Origin of the sequence: Geomonas diazotrophica (assembly GCF_019063885.1) — a bacterium.
GTDB classification, from domain to species: domain Bacteria; phylum Desulfobacterota; class Desulfuromonadia; order Geobacterales; family Geobacteraceae; genus Geomonas; species Geomonas diazotrophica.
Map to the genome: position 1 here is coordinate 2,301,738 of NZ_CP077684.1, position 22,979 is coordinate 2,324,716.

Sequence of the window (22,979 nt, forward strand, 5' to 3'; positions counted from 1 at the left end):
TCCTCTATCGGATGGTTAGTAGCGGGCACAGCGGTTCTCATTATTGCACAACCCGCTTTTTTTCTGCATATAAAAGATTCGCGATGCAAGCTGTCCAGAGATCCACGTCCTCCCTCTCCCGTCGGGAGAGGGCCGGGGTGAGGGCGTTGGCAACTGCGTTGTCCTCACTTCGTGGCACCCCCCTCACCCGGCCTTCGGCCACCCTCTCCCGGAGGGCGAGGGAATGGGGTAGAAGCGGGCGCAGGATCGCCTACAGGTCCTTGAGCGGCTCCTGCCAGGCGGCCTTCAGCTCGGCGTTCTGCGCGTTTACCACCACGCTCCCGGAAAGCCCCTTCACCTTCAGAACCGGCTCGGCGGTCACCGCGCCGATCCTGGCACAGGGGGTACCGGCCATCGCCTTCTCGAACTCCGCGGCCTTCTCGGCACGCACCGTCACCAGCAGACGGGAGGCGGACTCGGAGAAGAGGAGCGCGATGTCACTCTTCTCTGCGGCGTCCCCCTTGAACGGCACCTGGGCCAGGTCGAGTTCCATGCCGAAACCGCCGGCAAAGGCGCTCTCGGCAGCGGCTACCGCAAGGCCGCCGTCGGAGAGGTCGTGGCAGGAGGCGACGAGGCCCGCCTTGAGCGCGGCGCCGTAGGCGCGGTAGCCGGCAAGGGCAGCCTGCGCGTCGACCTTGGGCACGTTGTTGCCGACGAACCCTTTCTGCGCCAGGTACTCGGAGGCGCCCAGCTCGTTGGCGGTGGCGCCCAGGAGGTACACCTGGTCGCCGGCGCGCTTTACGTCCATGGTGACGGCGAGGCGCGCGTCCTCCATCTTGCCGATGACAGAGAAGAGCAGGGTCGGCGGGATGGAGATCTTGGTGGTGCCGTCGTAGAAGTCGTTCTTCATGGAGTCCTTGCCGGAGATGAGCGGCATGGAGAAGACGGTGCAGTAGTCGTAGAGGGCCTTGTTGGCGCGCACCAGCTGGGCCATCTTGTAGGGGCCGTCCGGAGTCCTCTCGGAGAGGACCGGGTCGCACCAGCAGAAGTTGTCCAGGCCGGCGACGAGGTCGAGCGAGCCCCCGACCGCGACGTAGTTCCTGAGCCCCTCGTCGATGGCGTTGGCCGCCATGTCGTACGCGTCGATGTCGCTGTAGCGCGGGCAGATGCCGTGGCCGACCACCACCCCCTCGAAGGAGTCAAGGATGGGGCGCACCACCGCGGCGTCGGACGGGCCGTCGTTGTCCACGCCGGTGAACGGTTTCACCACGGAGCCCCCCTGGACCTCGTGGTCGTAGCGGCGCACCACGCTCTCCTTGGAGCAGATGTTCAGCGAGGAGAGGAGCGCCTTGACGTCGCCGGTGTAGTCGGCGGAGGGGGCGAGCTTCGGCTCCTCGTGCACCGGCTTTTCCCAGCGTGCCGGGATCTGCATCGGCGGCAGCCCCGCGTGCATGAAGGAAAGCGGCAGGTAGGCAACGGTCTTGTCGCCGTAGAGCATGTGGAAGATGCCGGAATCGGTGAAGGTACCGAGCACGGTCGCCTCGACGCCGTAGCGCTTGGCCATCTCCATGAACTCGTCGATCTTCTCGGGCGGAACGGCGAGGCTCATCCTCTCCTGCGCCTCGGAGATCAGGATCTCCCAAGGAGCGAGGCCCGGGTACTTGAGCGGCGCCTTGGAGAGGTCGAGCTGGCAGCCGCCGCACTCCTCGGACATCTCGCCGATCGAGGAGGAAAGCCCCCCCGCACCGTTGTCGGTGATGAAACGGTACAGCGCCTTGTCGCGGGCGCGGATCAGGAAGTCGAACATCCGCTTCTGGGTGATCGGGTCGCCGATCTGCACCGCGGAGACGGGCGAGTTCTCGTTCAGCTCCTCCGAGGAGAAGGTGGCGCCGTGGATGCCGTCCTTGCCGATGCGGCCGCCGGTCATCACGATCAGGTCGCCTGGGATGATCTTCTTCTGGTGGGAGGGCTCACCCTTGATGGTGGCGGGCATGAGCCCCGCGGTGCCGCAGAAGACCAGCGGTTTGCCGGCGAAGCGCTCGTCGAACACGAGGGAGCCGTTCACGGTCGGGATGCCGCTCTTGTTGCCGCCATGCTCCACCCCCTCGACCACACCTTCGTAGATGCGGCGCGGGTGAAGGAGACGCTTGGGGAGCTCCTTCTCGTAGAAAGGATCGGCGAAGCAGAAGACGTCGGTGTTGAAGATGAGCTTCGCCCCCTTGCCGGTGCCGAACGGGTCGCGGTTGACGCCGACGATGCCGGTGAGCGCCCCGCCGTAGGGATCGAGAGCGGACGGCGAGTTGTGGGTTTCCACCTTGAAGACCAGGGACCAGTCGTCGTTGAACTTGATGACGCCGGCGTTGTCCTTGAACACGGAGAGGCAGTAGTCCTTGTCGCCCTGGGCGGCGCGGACGTCGGCGGTGGTCTTCTGGATGTAGCTCTTGAAAAGGGAGTTGATCTTCTCGGTGTTCCCCTGGCCGTCGTCGTAGGTCACGTCGGCGGAGAAGATCTTGTGCTTGCAGTGCTCGGACCAGGTCTGGGCCAGCGCCTCCAGCTCGACGTCGGTCGGGGCAGCGCCAAGCCCGAGGCTCTTGCGCGTCTCAACCACCTTCGGATCGCGGTAGTGCGCCTGGATGATCTTCATCTCGTCCAGGGTGAGAGCCAGCACGCCGTCGCGGCTGATCCTCATCAGCTCCTCGTCGGAGATTTCGAGGTTGATGGTGTTGACCTCGGCCTTCGCCTCGACCTGCACCTTGGGCACGAAGGGAGCGACGCCCCCCTGGGCCTTGAAGGTGGCCGCGTCCAGGATCTGGTAACGCTGGATCAGCGTGTTGCACAAAAGACCGGTGGCGATCTTCTCTGCGTCGGCCTGGGAGAGCTTCCCGGTGATCAGGTACTGCACGGAGGTGTACACCCCCTCCCCTGCGGCCAGCGGGCGCCCCAGGAGGTAGCCGATCGCCTCGCCGGCGGTGCGGCCGACGTTGTCGGTGACGCCGGGGCGGAAGCCGACCTCGACCAGGTAGTCGAACCCAGCGGCGGCGGGCTTGTCGATCGAGTAGTTCTGGATGACCGGGTCGCTGAAGGGACCGGCGGCAACCTGGGCCAGTTCCTCCGCGGAGAGCGGCGCGTCGACCGTGTAGACGTCGATGGTGCGCACCTCGGCCACTTCGAGGTGGAGGAAGTGCTCGATCTCGCGCTTGATCCGCTCGCCGCGCGGGTCGCGAACCTCGTCCTTAAGGGTGATCTCAATCCTGTGGGGCATTGTTGGTGTCCTTTTCATGGATAACCGTACGCGTCGGGTACGGGATGTTGATGCCGTTGTCCTGGAAGCACTGCAGGAGGGCGCTGTTGATCTGGTCGGTGGCCGCCACGGTGTGGGTGTAGTCGGCGACCCAGAAGAAAAGCGAGAGGTTCAGCGAGCTGTCGCCGAAGTTCATGAAGAAGGCCTCGGGCCCGGGCTCCTGGAGCACGGCCGGGGCCGAGAGAGCGGTCTGCACCATCAGTGCCTTGGCGCGCTCGACATCGCAGCCGTAGCCGATGCCGACGTTGACCCGCCCCTTCACCCTCACGTCCGGGAAGGCCATGTTGACAAGGGTGGAGTTGCACAGCTCGGAGTTCGGGATGATCAGGAAGGTGTTGTCCGCCCCCTTGATCTTGGTGCTCCTGAGACCGATGTCGATCACGTCCCCCACCTGGGTCCCGAGCTGAATGCGGTCCCCGATCCTGAAGGGGCGGTCGATCATCAAGGTGAAACCGGAGACCATGTTGGCCAGGGTGTCCTTGGCTGCGAGGCCGATGGCCAGGGAGCCGACGCCCAGGGCGGTGACCAGCGACAGGATGTCGTAGTTGAAGTGCTTGAGGGTGATGATGAGCGCGGTCACCACCAGGAAGATGGTGCAGAGCTTCTCCACCAGCGGCATGATCTGCCGGCTCACCTCTGCCCCGGCCACCCGCGCCCCGTACGCCCTCAACAGCTCGTCGAGCACGCGGTAGGCGATCACGGTGAGGATGGTGATGTTCACCACGAACAGAAGCCCGGCGGCCGCGATGCCGACCTTGTCGTGCAGCGGCAGGCGCCTGATGGCCAGGTACAGGCCCGCGCAGTTGACCAGGAGCATGGCGGGCCCGGAGACCCGCTCGAGGATCCTGTCGTCGAGATCCGTCTCGGTGGCGGCGCACAGGCGGGTGCCGATCTTGGCGATCAGCACCTGCAGGAGCCTGGAGAGGAGGTAGAAGACGGCGATGATGCCGACGGAAATGAGCGCCTGCTTGGCCCAGAAGAGATAGAACGGGTCCATCTCGTCCGGTTTCAGGTAGTACAGGAGGCTATCCACCAAAGACCCTCGTGAAAATGGTGTCGACATGCTTCATGTGGTAACCAAGGTCGAACGCTTCCTTGATCTCCTCGGCGGGGAGGAACGAGGTGACTTCCTCGTCGTTCAGAAGCTCGGTCTGGAAGTCCTTCCCCTCTTCCCACACCTTCATGGCGTTTCTCTGCACCAGGGCGTACGCCTTCTCGCGGGAGGCGCCCGCCTCGGCGAGCTTTAACAGCACGCGCTGGGAGAAGATCAGGCCGCGCATCTGGTTCAGGTTGCGCATCATGTTTTCCGGGTAGACCACCAGGTTCTCGATCAGGCCGATGGCGCGGTTCAGCATGAAGTCCAGGGTGACGGTCGCGTCCGGGCCGATGATGCGCTCAACGGAGGAGTGGGAGATGTCACGCTCGTGCCAAAGCGGCACGTTCTCGATCGCGGAAAGGGCGTAGCCACGGATCAGGCGGGCCAGGCCGGTCAGGTTCTCGGACAGGACCGGGTTCCTCTTGTGCGGCATGGCGGAAGAGCCCTTCTGCCCCTTGCTGAAGAATTCCTCGGCCTCGAGCACCTCAGTTCTCTGCAGGTGCCTGATCTCGACCGCGAACTTCTCGATCGAGGAGGCGATGATGGCGAGGGTGGTGAAGTATTCGGCGTGGCGGTCGCGCTGCAGCACCTGCGTGGAGCAGGGAGCCGGCTTCAGGCCCGCCTTCTTGCAGACGTACTCCTCGACCTGCGGGTCGATGTTGGCGAAGGTACCGACGGCACCGGAGATTTTGCCGTAGGAGATTGTCTCCAACGCGGACTCCATGCGCTTCAGGTTCCTGGCCATCTCATCGTACCAGAGCGCCATCTTGAGGCCGAAGGTAACCGGCTCGGCGTGGATGCCGTGCGAACGGCCCATCTGCGGGGTCATCTTGTGCTCGTAGGCGCGCGTCTTGATCACGGCCATGAGGCGCTTGATGTCGGAGATGATCAGTTCGCCCGCTTCCTTAAGGAGCATGGCGAAGGAGGTGTCGAGGATGTCGGAGGAAGTAAGGCCCAGGTGAACAAAGCGGGAGTCGTCGCCGATGTAGTCGGCAACGGAGGTGAGGAATGCAATGACGTCGTGCTTTACGGTGCGCTCGATCTCGTCGATGCGCGCCACATCGAAGCTCGCCTTGGCCCTGATGCGGGAGACCGCCTCTTTCGGGATACGCCCCATCTCGGCGTGGGCCTCGCAGGCGTAGATCTCTATCTCGAGCCACTTGGCATAGCGGTTTTCGGGCTCCCAGATGCGGGTCATTTCAGGACGGCTGTAACGTTCGATCACGAATTCTTCCCCCTTGCTGAATTGTCTTTATTTTTTATGGCAAAAACAGGAGCATCCCCCTCCGCCGGGCGAAGGGGGGTGCGAAAGTCACGCTGAGAATACGCCGCTTACCTGGTGCTGGCACCCCAGGAAGAGATCGGGGCCGCACAGGTTCTGGCGGTCCAAAAGTCCGCGCGCCGCGGAAAGGGCCAGCGCCGGGTCGTTGTTCACCTCGGAGAGATGGGAGAGAAAGACCCCCTGCAGGTCGCCATGCAGGAGTTCCTCCAAAAGGTTCGCCCCCTCCGCGTTGGAGAGGTGCCCGTGGCGGGAGCGGATGCGCTGCTTGAGATGCCAGGGGTACGGTCCGTCCTGCAGCATCTGCTCGTCGTGGTTGAATTCGAGCACCAGCGCGCGGCACCCCTTGAGCTTCTCCTGGGTGAGCCGGGTGGCGATGCCGAGGTCGGTGGCGAAGCCGATGCACCCCTCCCCGCTCTCGATCCGGAAGCCGACGGGATCGCAGGCGTCGTGGGTGACCGGGAAGGGATCGATGGAAACTCCCTTGAAGACGAAGGGGACGCCCGCCTCGAACTCGACCAGCTCGGCCTTGCCGATCACGTGGTGCGCCGCCTGCAGCATCCGGCTCGAGCCAAGCACCGGGATTTTCAGACGCCGGGCCAGCGTGCCGACGCTGCGGATATGGTCGGTGTGCTCATGGGTGACCAGGATGCCGTCCAGCGTGGCGGCATCGACGCCGATGGAGGCAAGCCGGATGGCGGTCTCCCGACCGGAGAGGCCGGCATCGATCAGCAAACGGCAGGAATCGGTCTCCAGAAACAGGGAATTCCCCTTGCTGCCACTTGCCAAGAGGCTGAGCCTCATGCATCCCTCCAAAGTTGCGCGATTCAGCCCGAAAAGGGGCTCATGATCGGCAGAAAAACCTTATTTTTATACAGGAATTGGGTGGCAGATTCAAGATGAAGTTGCTGAGATTTGGTTAACGCAAAAGCCTGCTGTAGTCGGTGCTCCCCTCGTTCAACCCGGGGGCTACGGGGAGCAGGATGTGGAAGGTGGAGCCGGGGAAGCGCTCGGGGTTGTAGCCGGTGGACTCCACCCAGATCTCGCCGCCGTGCATGTCGACGATCCCCTTGGCGATGGAGAGCCCGAGCCCCGCCCCCTTGGCCTTGAAGGCGACCTTGCCGCTGGAATGCTCCTGGATGTTCCCCACCTCGTAGAACTTGTCGAACACGCGCACCTGATCCTCGCGGTCGATGCCGATGCCGGTGTCGGTCACGGTGATCTCCAGGAACAGGTGGTGTTCGCGCCCTTCGCCGCGTCCCGAGGGTCCGCGCAGCAGGTACTTGGCCGAACTGGAGACCGTGATGCGGCCGCCGTCCGGGGTGAACTTGATCGCGTTGCCGAGGATATTGGAGAGGAGCTGCATGAGGCGCAACGCGTCGCCGCGGATGCTCGGGAGCGACTCGTCGAGGTTCAGCACCACCTCCTGCTTTCTCATGGAGAAGAAGAAGCGCAGCTCGTTCACCGACGCCTCGATCAGGCGGTTCAGCTGGATGTCCTCGACCTTCAGCTGCAGCCGCTTCTCGTCGATCATGGAGACGTCGACCATGTCCTTGATGATGTTGTCCAGGCGCGCCGCCGCGTTGGCTATGTTGACCACCATCTCCAGGACGGTCTTGTCGACCTTGTCGGCCAGGTCGGTGGTGATCAGCTCGGAGTACCCCATGATCACCGTGAGCGGGGTCTTCAGTTCGTGGGAGGCGAGCCCCAGGAAGGAATCTTTCATCCGGTTCAGGCGGGCCAGGTCGGCCGAGCTCTTCTCCAGGTTCAGGATGATCTCGCGCTCGCGGGTCACGTCGCGGAAGATCGCCTGCACCAGCGTCTCGGAACCGCTCTTGATGCTGGAGGCGTGCAGCATGGCGACCATGGCGCCCCCCTCCTTCCGGGATAGCTGCATCTCCTCGGCTATGTGTGCCCCTTCGGCAGCCTCGCGGAAGATCCGGTGCACCTTGGGGATGTTGCTGATGTTCAGGAGCAGGAGCATCTTGGTGAGCGGCAGCCCGACCAGTTCCTTCGCCTCGTAGCCGAAGAACTCCTCGGCCATCTTGTTGACCATGCGGATGGACTCGTCGGCCCCGATCACCACGATGGCGTCACTTGCGTCCTCCATCAATGACTTGTAGAGCTCCTCGGAGCGTTCCAGGTCTGTGGAGAGCTTTTCCAGCTTGCGATAGGAAGCCTGCAGCTCGTCAAAGGTCCGCTCCATGTCCTGGTAGTTCTTCTTGATCTCGGCGTCCCTGTTCTTCAGGAACTGGGACATGATGTTGACGTTACGGGCAAGCTCGTTGAACTCGTAGACCTGAACCTCGCCGATATGGGTGTCGAAGGCCCCTTCGGAGATCTGCTTCACACCCTTGAGCAGCACGGAGATGGGCTGCATCACGTATCTCTTCATGAAGAGCATGATCAGGGTGAACGAGGTGACCAGGGAGATTGCCAGCAGGAACAGGGTCTTCAGCACCATCCCCTTCATCTTGTCGAAGACGACCTGCTCGCTGAAACCGACGTGCGCCTGGGCCAGCGGCTTGCCGTAGGGGCTCATGACCATGACGGCGTTGTCGTAGTAGGAGTTGGTGGAGCCGTCCACGGTCATGGAGATGCGGCGCTTGTAGACCGGCTCTTCTCCGAGCCGCGTCTCCTCCTTCTGGGACTCCTGGATGGGCATGGCCATGAAGCGGGGATCGCTGGCGAAGAGCACCTTGCCGTTCAGCTCGGTCACCATGCAGTAGGCGATGTCCGGGTTTCCTTCGATGATCTCCCGGCACTTCTCGGACACACCGGTCATGTCCTTCAATTCCAGACCGAGGTTGATGACCTTCTCGATGTTGGATTTGAGGGCGACGGCAAGTCCCTTGGAACGCAGGCTGAGTGCGTTCACCTGGTCCTTGCGCAACGCCATTATGTCCATACCGGAACCAATGAAGATGGTGAGGAAGAGGATCAGGAAGGAGAACAGTAAGATGCGTTTTTCCAGTGTCATTTTCATCTATAGTCTATTCCAGCAACGGCGTGGACGAAAGAAATGCGCATCATGGGCCACGCCAGCATAATTGATATACCGACAAAAAGTCAATTATTATGTGGATTTATTCACCGATAAATTTTCCAGCTCAAGCACGCGAATCAGCGCGGAAAGTGTCGCTGCTCAGGCCCATTGTCGCTATCGACGGGATCGGAAAAAGCTTGAATAAAATCTTGACGGGTCCCGGTTCGGCTGTTAGTATCCTTCAATTGTGAAGGAATACTTAATTAACAGGAGGGGGACATGGCTTTAAGAGTAGCTGTTAATGGATTCGGCCGTATTGGACGTTGTGTACTCAGAGCTGCTGCACAGTCGCAAGATTTCGAATTTGTTGCAATCAATGACCTCACTGATGCTAAAACGCTGGCGCACCTGTTAAAGTATGACTCTGTTCATGGCAAGTTCCCCGGCGAAGTTTCGGTAGACGGTGACCAGCTTATCGTCAACGGCAAGGCCATCAAGGTTCTGGCGGTGAGAAACCCGGCGGAACTCCCCTGGAAAGACCTCAAGATCGACATCGTGCTCGAGTCGACCGGCCTGTTCACGGCACGCGAGAAGGCCGCCCAGCACCTTACCGCCGGTGCCAAGAAGGTCATCATCTCCGCACCCGCCACCGACCCGGACCTCACCGTGGTCCTGGGCGTCAACGACAAAGAGTACGACAAGAACAAGCACCACATAGTATCCAACGCTTCCTGCACCACAAACTGCCTGGCGCCGGTCGCCAAGGTCCTGCAGGACAGCTTCGGCATCGAGAAGGGGCTGGTCACCACCGTCCATTCCTACACCAACGACCAGAACATCCTGGACCTGCCGCACAAGGACCTGCGCCGCGCCAGGGCCGCCGCCCTCTCCATGATCCCGACCACCACCGGCGCCGCCAAGGCGGTGTCCCTGGTGCTGCCGGCCCTCAAGGGGAAACTGGACGGCATGGCCATCCGCGTGCCGACCCCGAACGTCTCCGTGGTCGACCTGGTCGCCACCCTCGCCAAGCCGACCGACGCGCAGCAGGTGAACGCGGCGCTGAAGGCCGCCGCCGAGGGGCCGCTCAAGGGGATCCTCGGTTTCTGCGAAGAGCCGCTGGTCTCGTGCGATTTCAACGGCAACACCCTCTCCTCGATCGTCGACGCGGCCTGCACCAAGGTGATCGACGGCAACATGGTGAAGGTCATCTCCTGGTACGACAACGAGATGGGCTTCTCCAGCAGGGTCGTGGGCCTCATGAAAATACTGTTGTAGCCTGAGCCAACAGAAGGTAAATTGCGGGGGGAGAGTTCTCCCCCCGTTTATTTTTAATGTGTCTAGGAGGAGTCATGTCAATTCGTTACATCGATGAAATCGAAAGCCTTGCCGGAAAGAAGCTGTTCATGCGTGTCGACTTCAACGTGCCTTTGGACGACAACCAGAACATCACCGAGGACACCAGGATCCGCGCCGTGCTGCCGACCCTCAACTACGCTCTCGACCAGAAGGCCAAGATCGTCCTCGCCTCGCACCTTGGGCGCCCCAAGGGGGAGCGCAAGGAGAAGTACTCGATGGCCCCCGCGGCCAAACGCCTCTCGAGGCTTTTGGGCAAGGAGGTGAAGCTGGCCTCCGACTGCATCGGTGACGAGGTGCGCGCCATGATCGACGCCATGCAGCCGGGCGACGTGGTCATGCTGGAGAACGTCCGCTTCTATGCCGGAGAGGAGAAAAACGACGTTGACTTCGCCAAGGCCCTGGCCAACGGCTGCGAGGTGTACGTGAACGACGCCTTCGCCGTGTCGCACCGCGCCCACGCTTCCGTCGAGGCTATTACCGACTTCTTCCCCGTGGTGGCGGCCGGGTTCCTGATGAAGAACGAGATGAACTACTTCGAGAAGGCTATGAAGAACCCGATCCGTCCGCTGGTCTCCATCCTCGGTGGCGCCAAGGTCTCGGGCAAGATCGAGGTACTCGAGAACCTGTGCGACAAGGTGGACAAGATCATCATCGGCGGCGGCATGGCCTTCACCTTCCTGAAGGGGATGGGCTACAACGTCGGCAAGTCCCTGGTCGAGGACAACCTGATCGAAACCGCCATGAAGACCTACGAGAAGGCGCGCGCCAAGGGGGTCAAGTTCTATCTCCCGGTCGACTGCGTCGTTGCCGACCAGTTCAACCCGGCCGCCGAGACCAAGGTCTGCCCGATCCAGGAGATCCCGGAAGGGTGGATGGCGCTCGACATCGGCCCCGCCACCGTGGCTCTCTTCACCGAGGCGCTGCAGAACGCGAAGACCATCGTCTGGAACGGCCCGATGGGCGTCTTCGAGATGGATGCCTTCTCCCGCGGCACCTTCGCCATGGTCTCCGCCGTGGCCAACTCCTACGCGCTCACCATCGTCGGCGGCGGAGACACCGACGTCGCGGTGCACCGCGCCGGTGAGTACGCGAAGATCAGCTACATCTCCACCGGCGGCGGCGCCTTCCTCGAACTCCTCGAAGGGAAGAAGCTCCCCGGCATCAAGGTACTGGAAGACAAGGGGCACAAGTAAGAAGCAGGTTGAGGTTAAGGTTGAGGTTAAGAAAAACCTCCCCGGTTTTTTGCCACTCCTTGACCTTGACCTCAACGTTGGAAAGCAGGTTGAGGTTGAGAAAAGCGCCGCGTTTTTTGCCTCTCCTCGACCTCAACCTCAACCTTAACCTGTCTTTTAGGAGGGACTTAGATGCGCAAACCGGTCATAGCAGGAAACTGGAAACTATATAAGACAAAGGACGAGGCGCTGGCCCTGATAGAGGAGTTGGCACCGCTGGTCGCCGGGGTGGACAACGTCGAGATCGTGGTGGCGCCCGTGTTCACCGTGCTCCCTACCCTCCCGGCCGCGCTCGCCGGCACCAGCATCAGCCTTGCCGCCCAGGACGTTTTCTGGGAAGAGGAAGGCGCCTTCACCGGGGAAGTGTCGCCGCGCATGCTGCTCGACGCCGGCGCAAGCCACGTCATCATCGGGCACTCCGAGCGCAGGCAGTACTTCGGCGAAACCGACCAGACCGTGAACAAGAAGATCAAGGCGGCGCTCAAGGGGGCCCTCGTTCCCATCTTCTGCATCGGCGAGACCCTCGATGCACGCGAAGCGGGTGACACCTTCAAGGTGCTGGAGCGCCAGGTGCGGGGTGGCCTGGAGGGGTTGACCGAAACCCAGTTCGCTCCCGTGATAATCGCCTACGAACCGGTCTGGGCCATCGGTACCGGCAAAGTCGCCACCGACGAGCAGGCCCAGGAGGCGCATGCCTTCGTGCGCGGGGTGGTCGCCAGAATGTTCAGCAAGGCCGCCGCTGACAAGGTCAGGATACTGTACGGCGGGTCGGTGAAGCCGGACAATGTCAAAGGCCTCATGGCCTCTCCTGACATAGACGGCGCTCTAGTGGGGGGCGCAAGTCTCAAGGGCGCCTCTTTCGCCTCAATCGTCCGTTACGGCGAATAATCTCTTGGTTATTTTTTGCAAATATGCTAAAAAGTCTCTTTGGCAGTCTCTTGAACAATCTCGGAGGTTAGTTTTTTAATGACTATTTTACTGGTAACCCTGCACGTCATCGTCTGTTTCGCCCTCATCATTGTCGTTCTGCTGCAGTCCGGCAAAGGGGCCGAGATGGGCGCATCCTTCGGCGCCAGCGGCAGCCAGTCCGTGTTCGGTGCGGGCGGCGGCAACACCTTCATGAGCAAACTGACCACCTACGCAGCGGTCATCTTCATGCTGACCTCCCTCTCCCTGGCCTTCGTGTCGGGCAAGGGCGGCGGTTCCTCCATCATGTCCAAGGCACCCAAGACCAAGCCGGCTCCCATGGGCGGCATGCCGCTGCAGCAGCCGATCAAACCCGCAGCGCCCGGCAACGCGGCAGCTCCCGCGGCTCCTGCCGCCCCGACTGCGCCCGCTGCTCCTGCGGCACCCGCAGCTCCGGCAAAGTAGTTAATTAGAAATTTGCTGTTGACATCTCCTTCGAGAGATGTTAGAAACTTGGTTCTTCTTGCCGAAGTGGTGGAATTGGTAGACACACCATCTTGAGGGGGTGGCGGGCGATAGCCTGTACGAGTTCGAGTCTCGTCTTCGGCACCATCCAAACATCGAAAGCGTCCTTCTCCACGAGACAGGACGCTTTTTTTCGTCCCGGTTCGTGAGCTTAGCTCCCTTCCCTGCTCCAGTCCCGGCATGTATCGTAAAAAGTGCCGCCACTAAGCTCTTAGCGCTTGACTTCAGCTTCAGCAGATGATAAAAACTATGTTCTTCTTGCCGAAGTGGTGGAATTGGTAGACACACCATCTTGAGGGGGTGGCGGGCGATAGCCTGTACGAGTTCGAGTCTCGTCTTCGGCACCACACAAACACAGCGCTCCAGCTTTTCAGCGGGGGCGCTTTTTTTGTTTATGCTTCTCTCTCCAGTCGGCACCTGTCATAAACCTCCCCCCCCCAATTACAACAACTACTGGTGGCGACCGCTTTCCCTATTGATGACAATACTGCACGCATTACACGCCCTTCATCTTCTTTATTCGCCGGCAACTCCCCTCCCCCACTGGCATTGCGCCCTCAAAGTGGTCCGGTTGACAACCAAAGAACACCCCATATAATGTTTACACCGAAGATTTAATGATATTCAAGGGAACAGGAGGTGTGAATGAAAGACACGCAAGATGCACTGAAACAGGCGATTCAAACTGAAAAGAATGCGATGAACTTCTACCAGATCGGCGCACAGCATATGAAGGATACGGAAGCCAAGAGGTTGTTCGAGCAGTTGGCGCGGGAAGAGAAGGAACACGCTGCACAGTTCTTCAAGGCCTATCGCGGCAACGACCTCGGCTCCTTTGAAGAGTTCATCACCGCTCCGCCGCAGAACGAGGCGCTTTGGGTGACCTCGATCCAGAAGGCCATCGACTCCGATTTCACCGAACAGAAGGCCCTCGAGTACGCGATGGAAAAGGAAACCCACCTGGAGAAGGCCCTGAGGGAAACGGCGGGGAGAATCACCGACCCCGGCATCAAGGAGATCTTCCTCTGGAACGCCAACGAGACCCACAACCACTTCCTCACCATCGAGGCGGAGTACGCCAGGCTGATGGCTATGGTCGACGAATCCGACATGGATACCTACGTCAGGGAGTAGTCCTCAGGCACCGACAGCTGAATCTTGAGGGGGGCGTAAAGCCCCCCTTTTTACATCACGCGTTTTTTTCGATATTTAGGGTTACGGCCAAAAAAGTTAATCATTCAAGTCATTTTTTTCTTGCACCGAAGCGCCTCCTTTGCTATAAGTAGGTCTCTCGCAAGCCGGAGTGGCGGAATTGGTAGACGCGCTAGATTCAGGTTCTAGTACTCGCAAGGGTGTGCTGGTTCGATTCCAGTCTTCGGCACCAAAAGATCAAGAGGTTGGGCTTTAGCCTAACCTCTTTTTTCTTCCTTGATCCGCGAGAAGCAATGGGGCTGTAGCTCAGTTGGGAGAGCGCTTGAATGGCATTCAAGAGGTCGTCAGTTCGATCCTGATCAGCTCCACCATCAACCCAGGCGGGGTCCAGCAATTTGCCGGACCCCGCTTTTTTTTACCCAACCCCTGCCACACCCACTGCCGTCCCACCTTCCGCCATCCTGGCAAGCAGCTATTGACCCCGTGGAATTTCAGCGCATTGCCTCCCTCTTCAGCCCAGATATAATTACCGAGTTTTAATTTTCCAGCGCAATCCGGCAAGCCTTGTGCGAGCCTAACACTCGCGGCTCCATTGACCAAAAGGCGGATCATGGTGACCTCTCGGAACGGTGTATTCAACAGGCCGGACCGGCCCCTCTACGCAGTGATGGTCGTTGTTGCCGCCCTCCTCGGCCTGCTCAACGTCGTGGTCTATTTCTTTGCTCCGGCGACCAGGTACGAAGTGGTGCAGTGGTATCTGCCGACGGTGCATGCCTTCGTCGCCCTTTGCTCCATCTGTGTTGCCTTCCTCGCCTTGGGGCGGCACCAGGTCCTCAGGTATCCCGGCCCCTTCTGGATTGGGATCGCGTACCTGGCCCATTCCATCTTTTCCATTCTCCGCCTGTTGGTATTCCCGACACTGCCGGGAGATCGGGGCATCATCGATACCCTGCCGAGCGTTTCCCCCTGGCTGGTGAACCTGCAGATGGCCACCTTGGCCGCCTGCGTCATAGCCGCCCCGCACACTTCGGTCCCCCGTGACGGACGTTCCGCCTGGATGCTGGCAGTGACAGCCGTCGGATCCGTCGTCTTGGCCGGTATTGCCGTAGTGAAGCTCGATCACGCCCTCCCCGTCATGGTGATAGCCGGCAGATTCACGGAGGCGGAGGTCGCCCTGCTGCTGTTCCTATCGGCGATGCTTTTTACCAGCGCCGTGGTGTCTGCCGCCACCTATCTCGACACCGGGGACCGCCTCTTCGCCTACACCGCGTTCTCGCAGCTGGCAGCCACCTCGTCGGTCGCCATGAACGCGCTTGGGGCGAACTGGTTCAACCTCCCCTTCTATCTTGGCCGCAATATCGTCGTCATCGGGGCCCTGGTCATGCTGTTCGGTCTCCTTGCCGATTACGTGCGACTGGCGCGCATGGAGCAGGAAAAGAGCCGGGAACTCGCCAAACGGTCGGAGGAACTGGCGCGCAGCGAGGAAAAGCTCCGCTACAACGAGGCCACCCTGCAGATGGCTATCAACGTCACTGGCCTTGGCACCTTTGAATTCGAGCCGCAGACCGGGAAGCTCACCTGGTCGGCTCAGGCCAAGAAAAACTTCGGGCTGGCGCCTGAGGCCACGGAAAGTTACGAACTGTTCCTGGCGGCACTCCACCCGGAAGACCGCGAGGAGGCCCAGGAAGCGCTCAAGAGGGCACTGCAGCCCGGCAGCGACGGTTTCTACCAGGCGGAATATCGGGCCGTGGGCATTCAGGATGGCAAGGAACGCTGGCTCATGGCCAGGGGACGGGTTTTTTTCGATCCGGCCGGAGCGCCCACGCGCGTGATCGGGACCACCCTCGACATCACCGGGCCGAAGAAAGCGGAAGCCCGCCTGCGCCGGATCTTCGACTCCGGCATGATCGGTCTGATCTACTGGAACATGCACGGGGACATCCTGGACGCCAACGACGCCTTCCTGAAGATGCTGGGGAGGAGCCGTGCCGAGTTGGCAGCAGGAACGATCAAGTGGAGCGACCTTACCCCGCCCGAATTCGACGCGCTGGACCAGTATGCCCTGGACGAACTACGGGCAACGGGCCTGGACACGCCGTATGAAAAGGAGTTTTTCCGCAGCGACGGCACCAGAGTCCCGGTCCTGATAGGCGCGGCGACCCTGCCGGAAGCACCGGAGGAAGGGGTCGGCTTCGCCCTGGACATGACGGAACGCAAGAGGGCCGAGGAGGAGGTGCGCAAGGCGAGAAACAGCCTGGAATTGCGGGTGCAGGAACGAACCGAGGAACTAAAACGCGCCCTGCAACACCTTAGAAGCGAGACCGAGGAGCGGATCCGGGCGGTCGAGGAACTGAGGGTCAGGGAGCAGATGCTGATGCAGCAAAACCGTCTGGCTGCCATGGGTGAGATGCTGGTCAACATCTCGCACCAGTGGCGCCAGCCCCTAAACGTGCTCGGGCTCATACTGCAGAACCTCGCCAGGAGCTACGAACGGGGCTCCCTGTCCGTTGAGGTGGTGCGCAAAAGTGTCAGCCGCGGCACGGAGCTCATCGAACACATGTCTAAGACCATCGAAGACTTCTCCGCGTATCTGAACCCGGACAAGACCAAGCTCTCCTTCGACGTCGGCGAGGTGATAAACAAGGCTGTGTCGATGGTGAGGGAAACCCTGCATGGCATCGAGCTGGAAGTGCACAGCCCGGACCACCCCGTGTTCGCGGAGGGCTACCGCAGCGAATACGCGCAGGTGGTGATCAACATCCTGGTCAATGCGCGTGATGCGCTGCGCGAGAAATCCGTCCCCCAAGCAAAGGTCTCGATCAGGATCAGCAGGCAAGGCGACAAAAGCGTGGTGACCATCTCGGACAACGCAGGAGGCATTGCCGCAGACGTCCTGGACAAGATCTTCGATCCCTATTTCACCACCAAGGAACCAGGCAAGGGGACCGGGATCGGCCTGTTCATGTCCAAGGCCATCATAGAGAAGAGCATGGGCGGTAAACTGACGGTGGAAAACACCGGTGACGGCGCGGAATTCAGAATCGAGGTTTGACATGCCAACGGCCAGAGAGCGGGTAACGAGCATCCTGTATGTGGAAGACGAGGCAGAGGCCAGGGAGCTGATCGGGAACCTGTTGACCGAGGAGCACCCTCACCTCAAGATCTTCATTGCGGTAAATGGAGCCGAAGGGCTCACCCTGTTCAAGGAGCACCGGCCTCAGGTCGTGGTGACGGACATCAGGATGCCCATCATGGACGGCCTCACCATGGCCGGCCACATCAGGGACATGGACCCGGATGTCGACCTGATAGCGGTAAGCGCCTACAGCGACACCAGCTTTCTGGTGCGCGCCATCGAACTCGGCTTCAGCAACTACGTCTTCAAGCCGGTCAACTTCTCGAAACTGCACACGGCTCTCACCAGGATCATCAAGGTGAGGGAGTTGAAGCACCGGTTCAGCGAGCAGAACGAACTACTGCGGCAAAGCGAGCAGCGCCTCCTGGCCACGTTCGACCAAGCTGCAGTAGGCATCGGGCACGTGGCACTGGATGGCACCTTCCTGCGCATCAACGACAAGTACTGCGACATCGCGGGGTGCAGCAGCGGCAAGGCACCGGAAACCATCTACGACTTCACCCACCCCGAGGACCTGCCGGTATGCCGGGCGCACCACGAGCTCCTGCTGACCGGAAAGCAGCGCAGCTACTCCCTGGAAAAGCGCTACGTGCACGACGGTGTCATCGTCTGGGCCTCGCTGACCGTCTCGATGGTGCAGGACCGGTCCGGCAAGGACACCTTCATGGTTGCCATCGTCGACGACATAACGGAACGCAAGCTCCTGGAGGAGAAAATCGCCGACCTTAATCGCGCCCTGTCGGCGAGGGCTGAGGAACTGGAGAGTGCCAACCGCGACCTCACCGCGTTCAACTACACGGTGGCCCACGACCTGCGCCAGCCCTTGAACCTGATCAGCGGCTACTGCCAGGCCGTCAGCATGACCTGTGGCGAGACGCTCAGTGACGATTGCAGGGACTTCCTGCAAAAGGCCTACGAGGGGACGGTGAAGATGAACAAGCTGGTCAACGCCCTGCTCGAGTTCGCGGAAATGGCGCACGTGAAACCGAAGCGGGAAACCGTCGATCTCAGCCGCGAGGCTGAGGAGATTGCGGCCGAACTGGCGCGGTCGGAGCCGCAGCGCCAGGCGAGGTTCACCATAGCGCCGGGACTCTCGGCCCGGGGGGACAACCAGCTGCTCAGGGCGGTCCTGGCAAACCTGCTCGGCAACGCCTGGAAGTACACTGCTGAGCGCAAGGAGACGCTGATCGAATTCGGCAGCAGCATGCGTGAAGGCGAGGCCGTTTTCTATGTCAGGGACAACGGTATCGGCTTCGATATGGCGCAAACGAAGGAGATTTTCGTCCCCTTCAGGCGTCTGCCCGGGGCACAGCGTGCAGGAGGCTTCGGCATAGGCCTGGCGACGGTGGATAGGATCATCAAGCGACACGGAGGCCAGGTTTGGGCGGAAGGCGAACAGGACAAGGGCGCCACCTTCTATTTCTCGCTCCCCTGAAGGGTTACGGCAAAGGGAGCAATTCCTTGTGTGTCTAAAGCTCCTGATTGCCTTCCAGAAGGGCTAGGAAAGCTTGCATCAGGGTGCTTCGGTAGTCGTTTTTCCTCGTCACGATCAACAAAGTGCGCTGCAGATCTACCGGATTGGCCACCTCGAATAGCCACCCCTGATCAAGCTCTCGTTGCACTGCCATTCGGGAGAGGCATCCTACGCCCAACCCAGCCTCCACGGCCTTCTTGACCGCCTCCGTGTGCCCCAGTTCAAGAGCGACGGCGTAGTTTACCCCCCCCCTCTCCATGGCAGTCTCGAAGATCTCCCGGGTTCCGGATCCCTTTTCCCTCATGATCCAGGCCGCGTCCCTGAGCATGTCCGGGGTCGCGCGCCCCAGCGATGCCCAGGGGTGCCCCTTTCCCACGATCAGGACGAGTTCGTCCCGCCTCCACGGAATGGCCATGAGAGACGGGAGGTGCTGTAGCCCCTCGATGAGGCCAAGGTCAAGTTCGCCCGACTCGACCCCCTGCTCGATCTGAAGAGCATTGCCCACCCGCAAAAGCGGCTTCGCGCCGGGGTAAAGACGCGAAAACTCACCAACCATGGCAGGGAGCAGGTAGTTGCCGATGGTCGTACTCGCACCTACAATCAACGACCCCACCGGCGTCCCGATCGAATCTTCGAGGAACTGCTCCATCCTGCGCACCCTGGACAGCACCTCGCGGGCCTCGGGGAGCAACTGCCGGCCGCGATCGTTCAAGAACAACCGCCTCCCGGAGCGCTCGAACAGCGGCGCACCCGCCAACCTCTCCAGTTCGGCGAGCGCCATGCTTACCGCCGACTGGGTTAGCAACAGCTGAATGCTCGCTTGCGTCACCTGCCCACACACGGCCACCTTCTCGAAGATCTCCAACTGCCTGAGCGTAATAGTCACGACCGCCCCCAAAACATAAGTCTAATTGATGCTAGAGGCATATATTACTAATTTTTATTTATATAGCAAGAGGGATATTATCCACTCATATTTCCACATGCGGGAGGGGAGAATGAAGAGGGCAGCGGTGGTGAAGATGGCATTGGTAGTTTGTCTCGTGGCAGTCGCGGCACCCTGGGGCGGCACAGGGTTCGCGCTGGCACTTGGTATCGCCTTCGCCCTCATGTTGGGGAACCCATGGCTTCAGCTCACGTCACGGTTGAGCAGGATCACCCTGCAGCTCTCCGTGGTGGGGCTTGGCTTCGGTCTGGAGATCGGGGCGGTCATGCAGACGGGGAAACAAAGCCTGCTTTACACGGTCTTCGGTATCGCCGGAACGCTCATCACCGGGTACCTGCTGGGGAAAGTGTTCGGGACCGACAGCAACACCTCCATGCTCATTTCAGCGGGGACTGCCATTTGCGGCGGCAGCGCGATAGCCGCGATGGCTCCGGTGCTCAAGGCCAGGGACGACGAGACCGCAGTCGCATTAGGCACCGTCTTCACCCTCAATGCGGTCGCTTTGCTACTCTTCCCACTCGTCGGACACCTGCTCGGCCTCAGGCAGGATACTTTTGGAACCTGGGCCGGCCTTGCTATCCATGACACCAGCAGTGTCGTTGGTGCGGCCTCCGCCTACGGGGCTGAGGCCCTTAAAATCGGCACCACCGTCAAGCTCACCCGCGCCATGTGGATTACGCCGGTGGTGCTTGGGTTCGCGCTGCAGAGAGGAGCGCGGGAGAGGATCAGCATACCGCTTTTCATCATCGGTTTCCTTCTTGCCGCAACCATTAGGACCGCACTCCCGGCGTATGGAGCTCTGTGGGACCATGTCGCCGCGCTTGCGAAACACAGCCTCAGGATTTCACTGTTCTTCGTGGGGCTGGGGCTGAGCAGGGAGGTCTTCAGGAGGGTCGGTTTGCGCCCCATGCTCCAAGGCGTGACGCTCTGGCTCGCCGTGAGCGGCGTCACCCTGGCCGCATTGATGGCGATCGGGATCGCCTAAGCAGGACACAAAATACAAAGAGCCCCGGCATTGCTGCCGGGGCTCTTTGGGTAAGGGACGCCCGCCTCGTGGGAGACGGGCTAAATTCTGCAACCTTCTTTGCAGTGCGATACAGGGCGAATAGCAAACTTAGAGGTCCACATAGCCTGATCTCCTTTCCCGAAATAGAAGTTATCTACTCATACACTGTCGCGACGGTACAAGTCAACATAAAAAGATCAATTCGATCCTTTTTGATTTACTGCCCGGCTCAAGAGGTCTGATGGCTCCCTTCGCAAGTGATGGGGCCTTCCATCTTGCCCCCTCGGGCTCGTGGCAACCGATGCAGACGCGGTGGGCATAGGCCTTGCCGAAGGTCCTGATGGCATCAATACATAACGCAGTTGCTCACACCGACAGTATCTAGTACCTTTCTAGTTTCCATGTCATCAATTCAGGGACATGAAGCCCGTAGGGCGGCATCGATGTCCGCCCACGGTACGCAGGGAGGAAGCTATGCGTGACATCCCCGATCTCCTCGATTCCCTCAAAAGAGCCCCGACTATCCTGTCAGAGTTCGTCGACAGCATTCCGCGGCAGAAACTGGACCTGAGAAGGGGCAAAGGTTTCTGGACCGTAGCCGAGCATGTCAGTCACCTGGCCGAGGTGCAGCCCATGCTGCTGCAGAGGATCGAGCGTTTTCTGAAAGAGGAGCATCCCGAGTTCATCCCGTACCTGCCCGGCAAAGGAGAAGAGGAACCGGACACCCCGGCACGGTTGGAAATGGCGGAAGCTTTGGAGCGGTTCAGAACCTGCCGCTTGCAGCAGTTGGAGCTTCTGAAAGGACTGGACCAGGAAACGTGGTGCAGGACCGGGACCCATCCGGAATACGAGGCTTACTCGCTGTACATCCTGGTTAGGCACATCCTCATGCACGACCACTGGCACATGTACCGGATGGAAGAACTGTGGCTTGCCAGGGACGCCTACCTCACCCGGCTCGAATAGCGGGTGCTAGGGGAGATGCTCCGCCGGCTTTTCCATGAAGACGATGGCGAAGCTGCCGGGGATCTCCTTCCTGTCGAAGATCCGGTAGCCCAGTTTTTGGTACAGGCGGATGTTGCTATCGCTCCTCTCGCCGGTGAAGAGCCGGTAACAGGAGGCTTCGGGAAAGGCGGCCTCGACGGCCTGCATCAGGGCCGCTCCGATCCCCCTCCCCTGCCTTTCCGGGTGCACCATCAACCGTCCTATCAGGCAGCGCCCCTTGCTCATCCTGCCGTTTACCGACCCCACGATCTTCCCGTCCTCGACCGCCTTCAAGACGGTGTTGCGCGAAAAGCTGTCGGCCAGCTCTTCCAGGGTCTGGGTGAGCGGCGGGATGGCGTAGTCATTGTAGATGGCCGCCTCGCTCAGGTAGGCGACCTTTTGCAGCACAAGGATTTCGGCGGCATCGGAGCGGTCTGCGCGGGTGATGATCACGAGATGCGAATCTCCTTCACCTTGGCTGCGATGAGAGCGGCAGCACGGTCCACATCCTGGGCGGTGGTAAGACGACCAAGGCTCAGCCGCACCGCGCCGAACCCCTGCGCGCGGGAAAGTCCCATCGCCTTCAGCACGCCGGAGAGCTCCCCTTTGCCGTCGTGGCAGGCGGAACCGGTGGAGGCGGCGATCTCGGGCAGGCGCGCCAGGAGGTCCGCCCCCACAACGCCCTCGAAGCTTACGTTCAACGTGTTGGGGAGGCGCTCCTTTTCCGCCCCGTTCAGGACCACCCCGCCTGCCAGTTCCTGGAGCTGCGCGTGCAGGCGATCCCGCAAAGCTTCCACCTGGCCCGGCTCGCCGGCGGCGATACGCTCAGCTGCCAGTTCCATCGCCTTGCCAAGGGCCGCCATGTACGGGACGTTCTCGGTCCCGGCCCGCAATCCCCCTTCATGCCCCGCCCCGTGCAGGTAGGGAGCCACGCGCACCCCTTTGCGGATATACAAAGCGCCGATCCCTTTGGGCGCGTAGAGCTTGTGCCCGGCGACGGTGAGCAGGTCGACTCCCAGTTGGTCCACCAGGGTCGGGATCTTCCCCACCGACTGTGCCGCATCGCTGTGCAAAAGGATCCCGCGCGCCCTGGTGATGGCGCTGATCTCGGCCAGGGGCTGGATCGAGCCCACCTCGTTGTTCGCGTGCATGATGCTCACCAGTATGGTCCGGCCGGTGATGGCCTTGCGGACCTCGTCGGGATCGACCATCCCCGCGCCGTCCACCGGCAGGCAGCTCACGGCGAAGCCCTGTTCCTCCAGCCAGCTAAGCGGCTTGAGCACCGCGGGGTGCTCCACCGCCGAGGTGATGATGTGGTTGCCGCGCTCCCGGTTGGCGAAGGCGGTCCCGATCAGGGCCTGGTTGTCGGACTCGGTCCCGCCGCTGGTGAAGATCACCTCACCGGGGGTGCAGCCAAGCGCCGCCGCCACCCTCCCCCGCGCCAGCTCCACCGCCTCCTTGCCTGCCTTGCCGTAAGGGTGGTTGCTGGAAGGGTTGCCGAAGTGCGTGGTGAGAAAAGGAAGGAGCTCGTCGACCACCGCCGGGTCTACCGGGGTGGTCGCGTTGTAGTCGAGATAGACAGAATTCATGGTTGCCTCGGGTATTCTGGCTGATGCCGCCG

Annotated in this window: 17 protein-coding genes and 4 tRNA genes; 13 read left to right on the forward strand and 8 right to left on the reverse strand. The window is 61.0% G+C overall.

Annotated features, from left to right (window positions below; all coding sequences use genetic code 11):
• Nucleotides 1-250: 250 nt before the first annotated feature.
• The 5 genes from KP003_RS10035 to KP003_RS10055 all read right to left on the reverse strand — a co-directional run bounded on the left by KP003_RS10035 (nt 251) and on the right by KP003_RS10055 (nt 8,641).
• Complete coding sequence (locus tag KP003_RS10035; RefSeq protein WP_216498942.1) at nt 251-3,241, reverse strand: phosphoribosylformylglycinamidine synthase subunit PurS; 2,991 nt, start codon at nt 3,239-3,241, stop codon at nt 251-253.
• Nucleotides 3,225-4,313, reverse strand: a complete 1,089-nt coding sequence (locus KP003_RS10040) for a mechanosensitive ion channel family protein (RefSeq protein WP_216498943.1) — start codon at nt 4,311-4,313, stop codon at nt 3,225-3,227. The genes KP003_RS10035 and KP003_RS10040 overlap by 17 nt, the downstream gene beginning before the upstream one ends.
• Nucleotides 4,306-5,601 (reverse strand): adenylosuccinate lyase, encoded by a 1,296-nt coding sequence (purB, locus tag KP003_RS10045; protein WP_216498944.1) that lies wholly within the window; start codon nt 5,599-5,601, stop codon nt 4,306-4,308. The genes KP003_RS10040 and purB overlap by 8 nt, the downstream gene beginning before the upstream one ends.
• Nucleotides 5,602-5,688: 87 nt before the next feature.
• Nucleotides 5,689-6,459: an MBL fold metallo-hydrolase gene (locus KP003_RS10050; protein WP_216498945.1), complete on the reverse strand. Its 771-nt coding sequence runs from the start codon at nt 6,457-6,459 to the stop codon at nt 5,689-5,691.
• Between the two features lie 115 nt (nt 6,460-6,574).
• On the reverse strand, nt 6,575-8,641 hold the full coding sequence (locus KP003_RS10055; RefSeq protein WP_216498946.1) for an ATP-binding protein: 2,067 nt from the start codon (nt 8,639-8,641) through the stop codon (nt 6,575-6,577).
• Nucleotides 8,642-8,920: 279 nt separating this feature from the next.
• Between KP003_RS10055 and gap the strand changes: the two genes are divergently transcribed.
• The 11 genes from gap to KP003_RS10110 all read left to right on the forward strand — a co-directional run bounded on the left by gap (nt 8,921) and on the right by KP003_RS10110 (nt 18,383).
• A complete protein-coding gene (gene gap / locus KP003_RS10060) occupies nt 8,921-9,916 on the forward strand; it encodes a type I glyceraldehyde-3-phosphate dehydrogenase (protein WP_216498947.1) in 996 nt (331 codons plus the stop codon).
• A gap of 74 nt (nt 9,917-9,990) precedes the next feature.
• Nucleotides 9,991-11,190, forward strand: a complete 1,200-nt coding sequence (locus KP003_RS10065) for a phosphoglycerate kinase (RefSeq protein ID WP_216498948.1) — start codon at nt 9,991-9,993, stop codon at nt 11,188-11,190.
• A 171-nt stretch (nt 11,191-11,361) separates the two neighbouring features.
• Nucleotides 11,362-12,117, forward strand: coding sequence for a triose-phosphate isomerase (gene tpiA, locus KP003_RS10070; protein ID WP_217300667.1), 756 nt, complete (start codon nt 11,362-11,364; stop codon nt 12,115-12,117).
• A gap of 78 nt (nt 12,118-12,195) precedes the next feature.
• Nucleotides 12,196-12,600 carry a preprotein translocase subunit SecG gene (gene secG / locus KP003_RS10075; RefSeq protein ID WP_216498950.1) on the forward strand — a complete coding sequence of 135 codons (405 nt, stop codon included), beginning with the start codon at nt 12,196-12,198 and terminating at the stop codon, nt 12,598-12,600.
• Between the two features lie 60 nt (nt 12,601-12,660).
• Nucleotides 12,661-12,747 (forward strand) — tRNA-Leu (locus KP003_RS10080).
• A gap of 173 nt (nt 12,748-12,920) precedes the next feature.
• A tRNA-Leu gene (locus KP003_RS10085) sits at nt 12,921-13,007 on the forward strand.
• A 298-nt stretch (nt 13,008-13,305) separates the two neighbouring features.
• Nucleotides 13,306-13,794: a ferritin-like domain-containing protein gene (locus KP003_RS10090; protein ID WP_216791790.1), complete on the forward strand. Its 489-nt coding sequence runs from the start codon at nt 13,306-13,308 to the stop codon at nt 13,792-13,794.
• Between the two features lie 163 nt (nt 13,795-13,957).
• A tRNA-Leu gene (locus tag KP003_RS10095) sits at nt 13,958-14,044 on the forward strand.
• 63 nt (nt 14,045-14,107) lie between these two features.
• A tRNA-Ala gene (locus KP003_RS10100) sits at nt 14,108-14,183 on the forward strand.
• 239 nt (nt 14,184-14,422) lie between these two features.
• Entirely contained in the window at nt 14,423-16,864 is a 2,442-nt protein-coding gene (locus KP003_RS10105; protein WP_217300668.1) for a PAS domain-containing sensor histidine kinase, read from the forward strand.
• A 1-nt stretch (nt 16,865) separates the two neighbouring features.
• Nucleotides 16,866-18,383 carry a sensor histidine kinase gene (locus tag KP003_RS10110; RefSeq protein ID WP_216498953.1) on the forward strand — a complete coding sequence of 506 codons (1,518 nt, stop codon included), beginning with the start codon at nt 16,866-16,868 and terminating at the stop codon, nt 18,381-18,383.
• A gap of 34 nt (nt 18,384-18,417) precedes the next feature.
• On the opposite strand, the gene KP003_RS10115 is transcribed toward KP003_RS10110, so the two are convergent.
• Nucleotides 18,418-19,308 carry a LysR family transcriptional regulator gene (locus KP003_RS10115; protein WP_216498954.1) on the reverse strand — a complete coding sequence of 297 codons (891 nt, stop codon included), beginning with the start codon at nt 19,306-19,308 and terminating at the stop codon, nt 18,418-18,420.
• 112 nt (nt 19,309-19,420) lie between these two features.
• Here KP003_RS10115 and KP003_RS10120 point away from each other — a divergent pair, with 112 nt between their 5' ends.
• On the forward strand, nt 19,421-20,353 hold the full coding sequence (locus KP003_RS10120) for a YeiH family protein (protein WP_216498955.1): 933 nt from the start codon (nt 19,421-19,423) through the stop codon (nt 20,351-20,353).
• Between the two features lie 495 nt (nt 20,354-20,848).
• Complete coding sequence (locus KP003_RS10125) at nt 20,849-21,340, forward strand: DinB family protein (RefSeq protein WP_216498956.1); 492 nt, start codon at nt 20,849-20,851, stop codon at nt 21,338-21,340.
• 6 nt (nt 21,341-21,346) lie between these two features.
• On the opposite strand, the gene KP003_RS10130 is transcribed toward KP003_RS10125, so the two are convergent.
• Nucleotides 21,347-21,811 carry a GNAT family N-acetyltransferase gene (locus KP003_RS10130; RefSeq protein ID WP_216498957.1) on the reverse strand — a complete coding sequence of 155 codons (465 nt, stop codon included), beginning with the start codon at nt 21,809-21,811 and terminating at the stop codon, nt 21,347-21,349.
• Nucleotides 21,808-22,947: a cysteine desulfurase family protein gene (locus KP003_RS10135; RefSeq protein WP_216791798.1), complete on the reverse strand. Its 1,140-nt coding sequence runs from the start codon at nt 22,945-22,947 to the stop codon at nt 21,808-21,810. Before KP003_RS10135 ends, KP003_RS10130 begins: the two co-directional genes overlap by 4 nt.
• Nucleotides 22,948-22,979 lie beyond the last annotated feature (32 nt).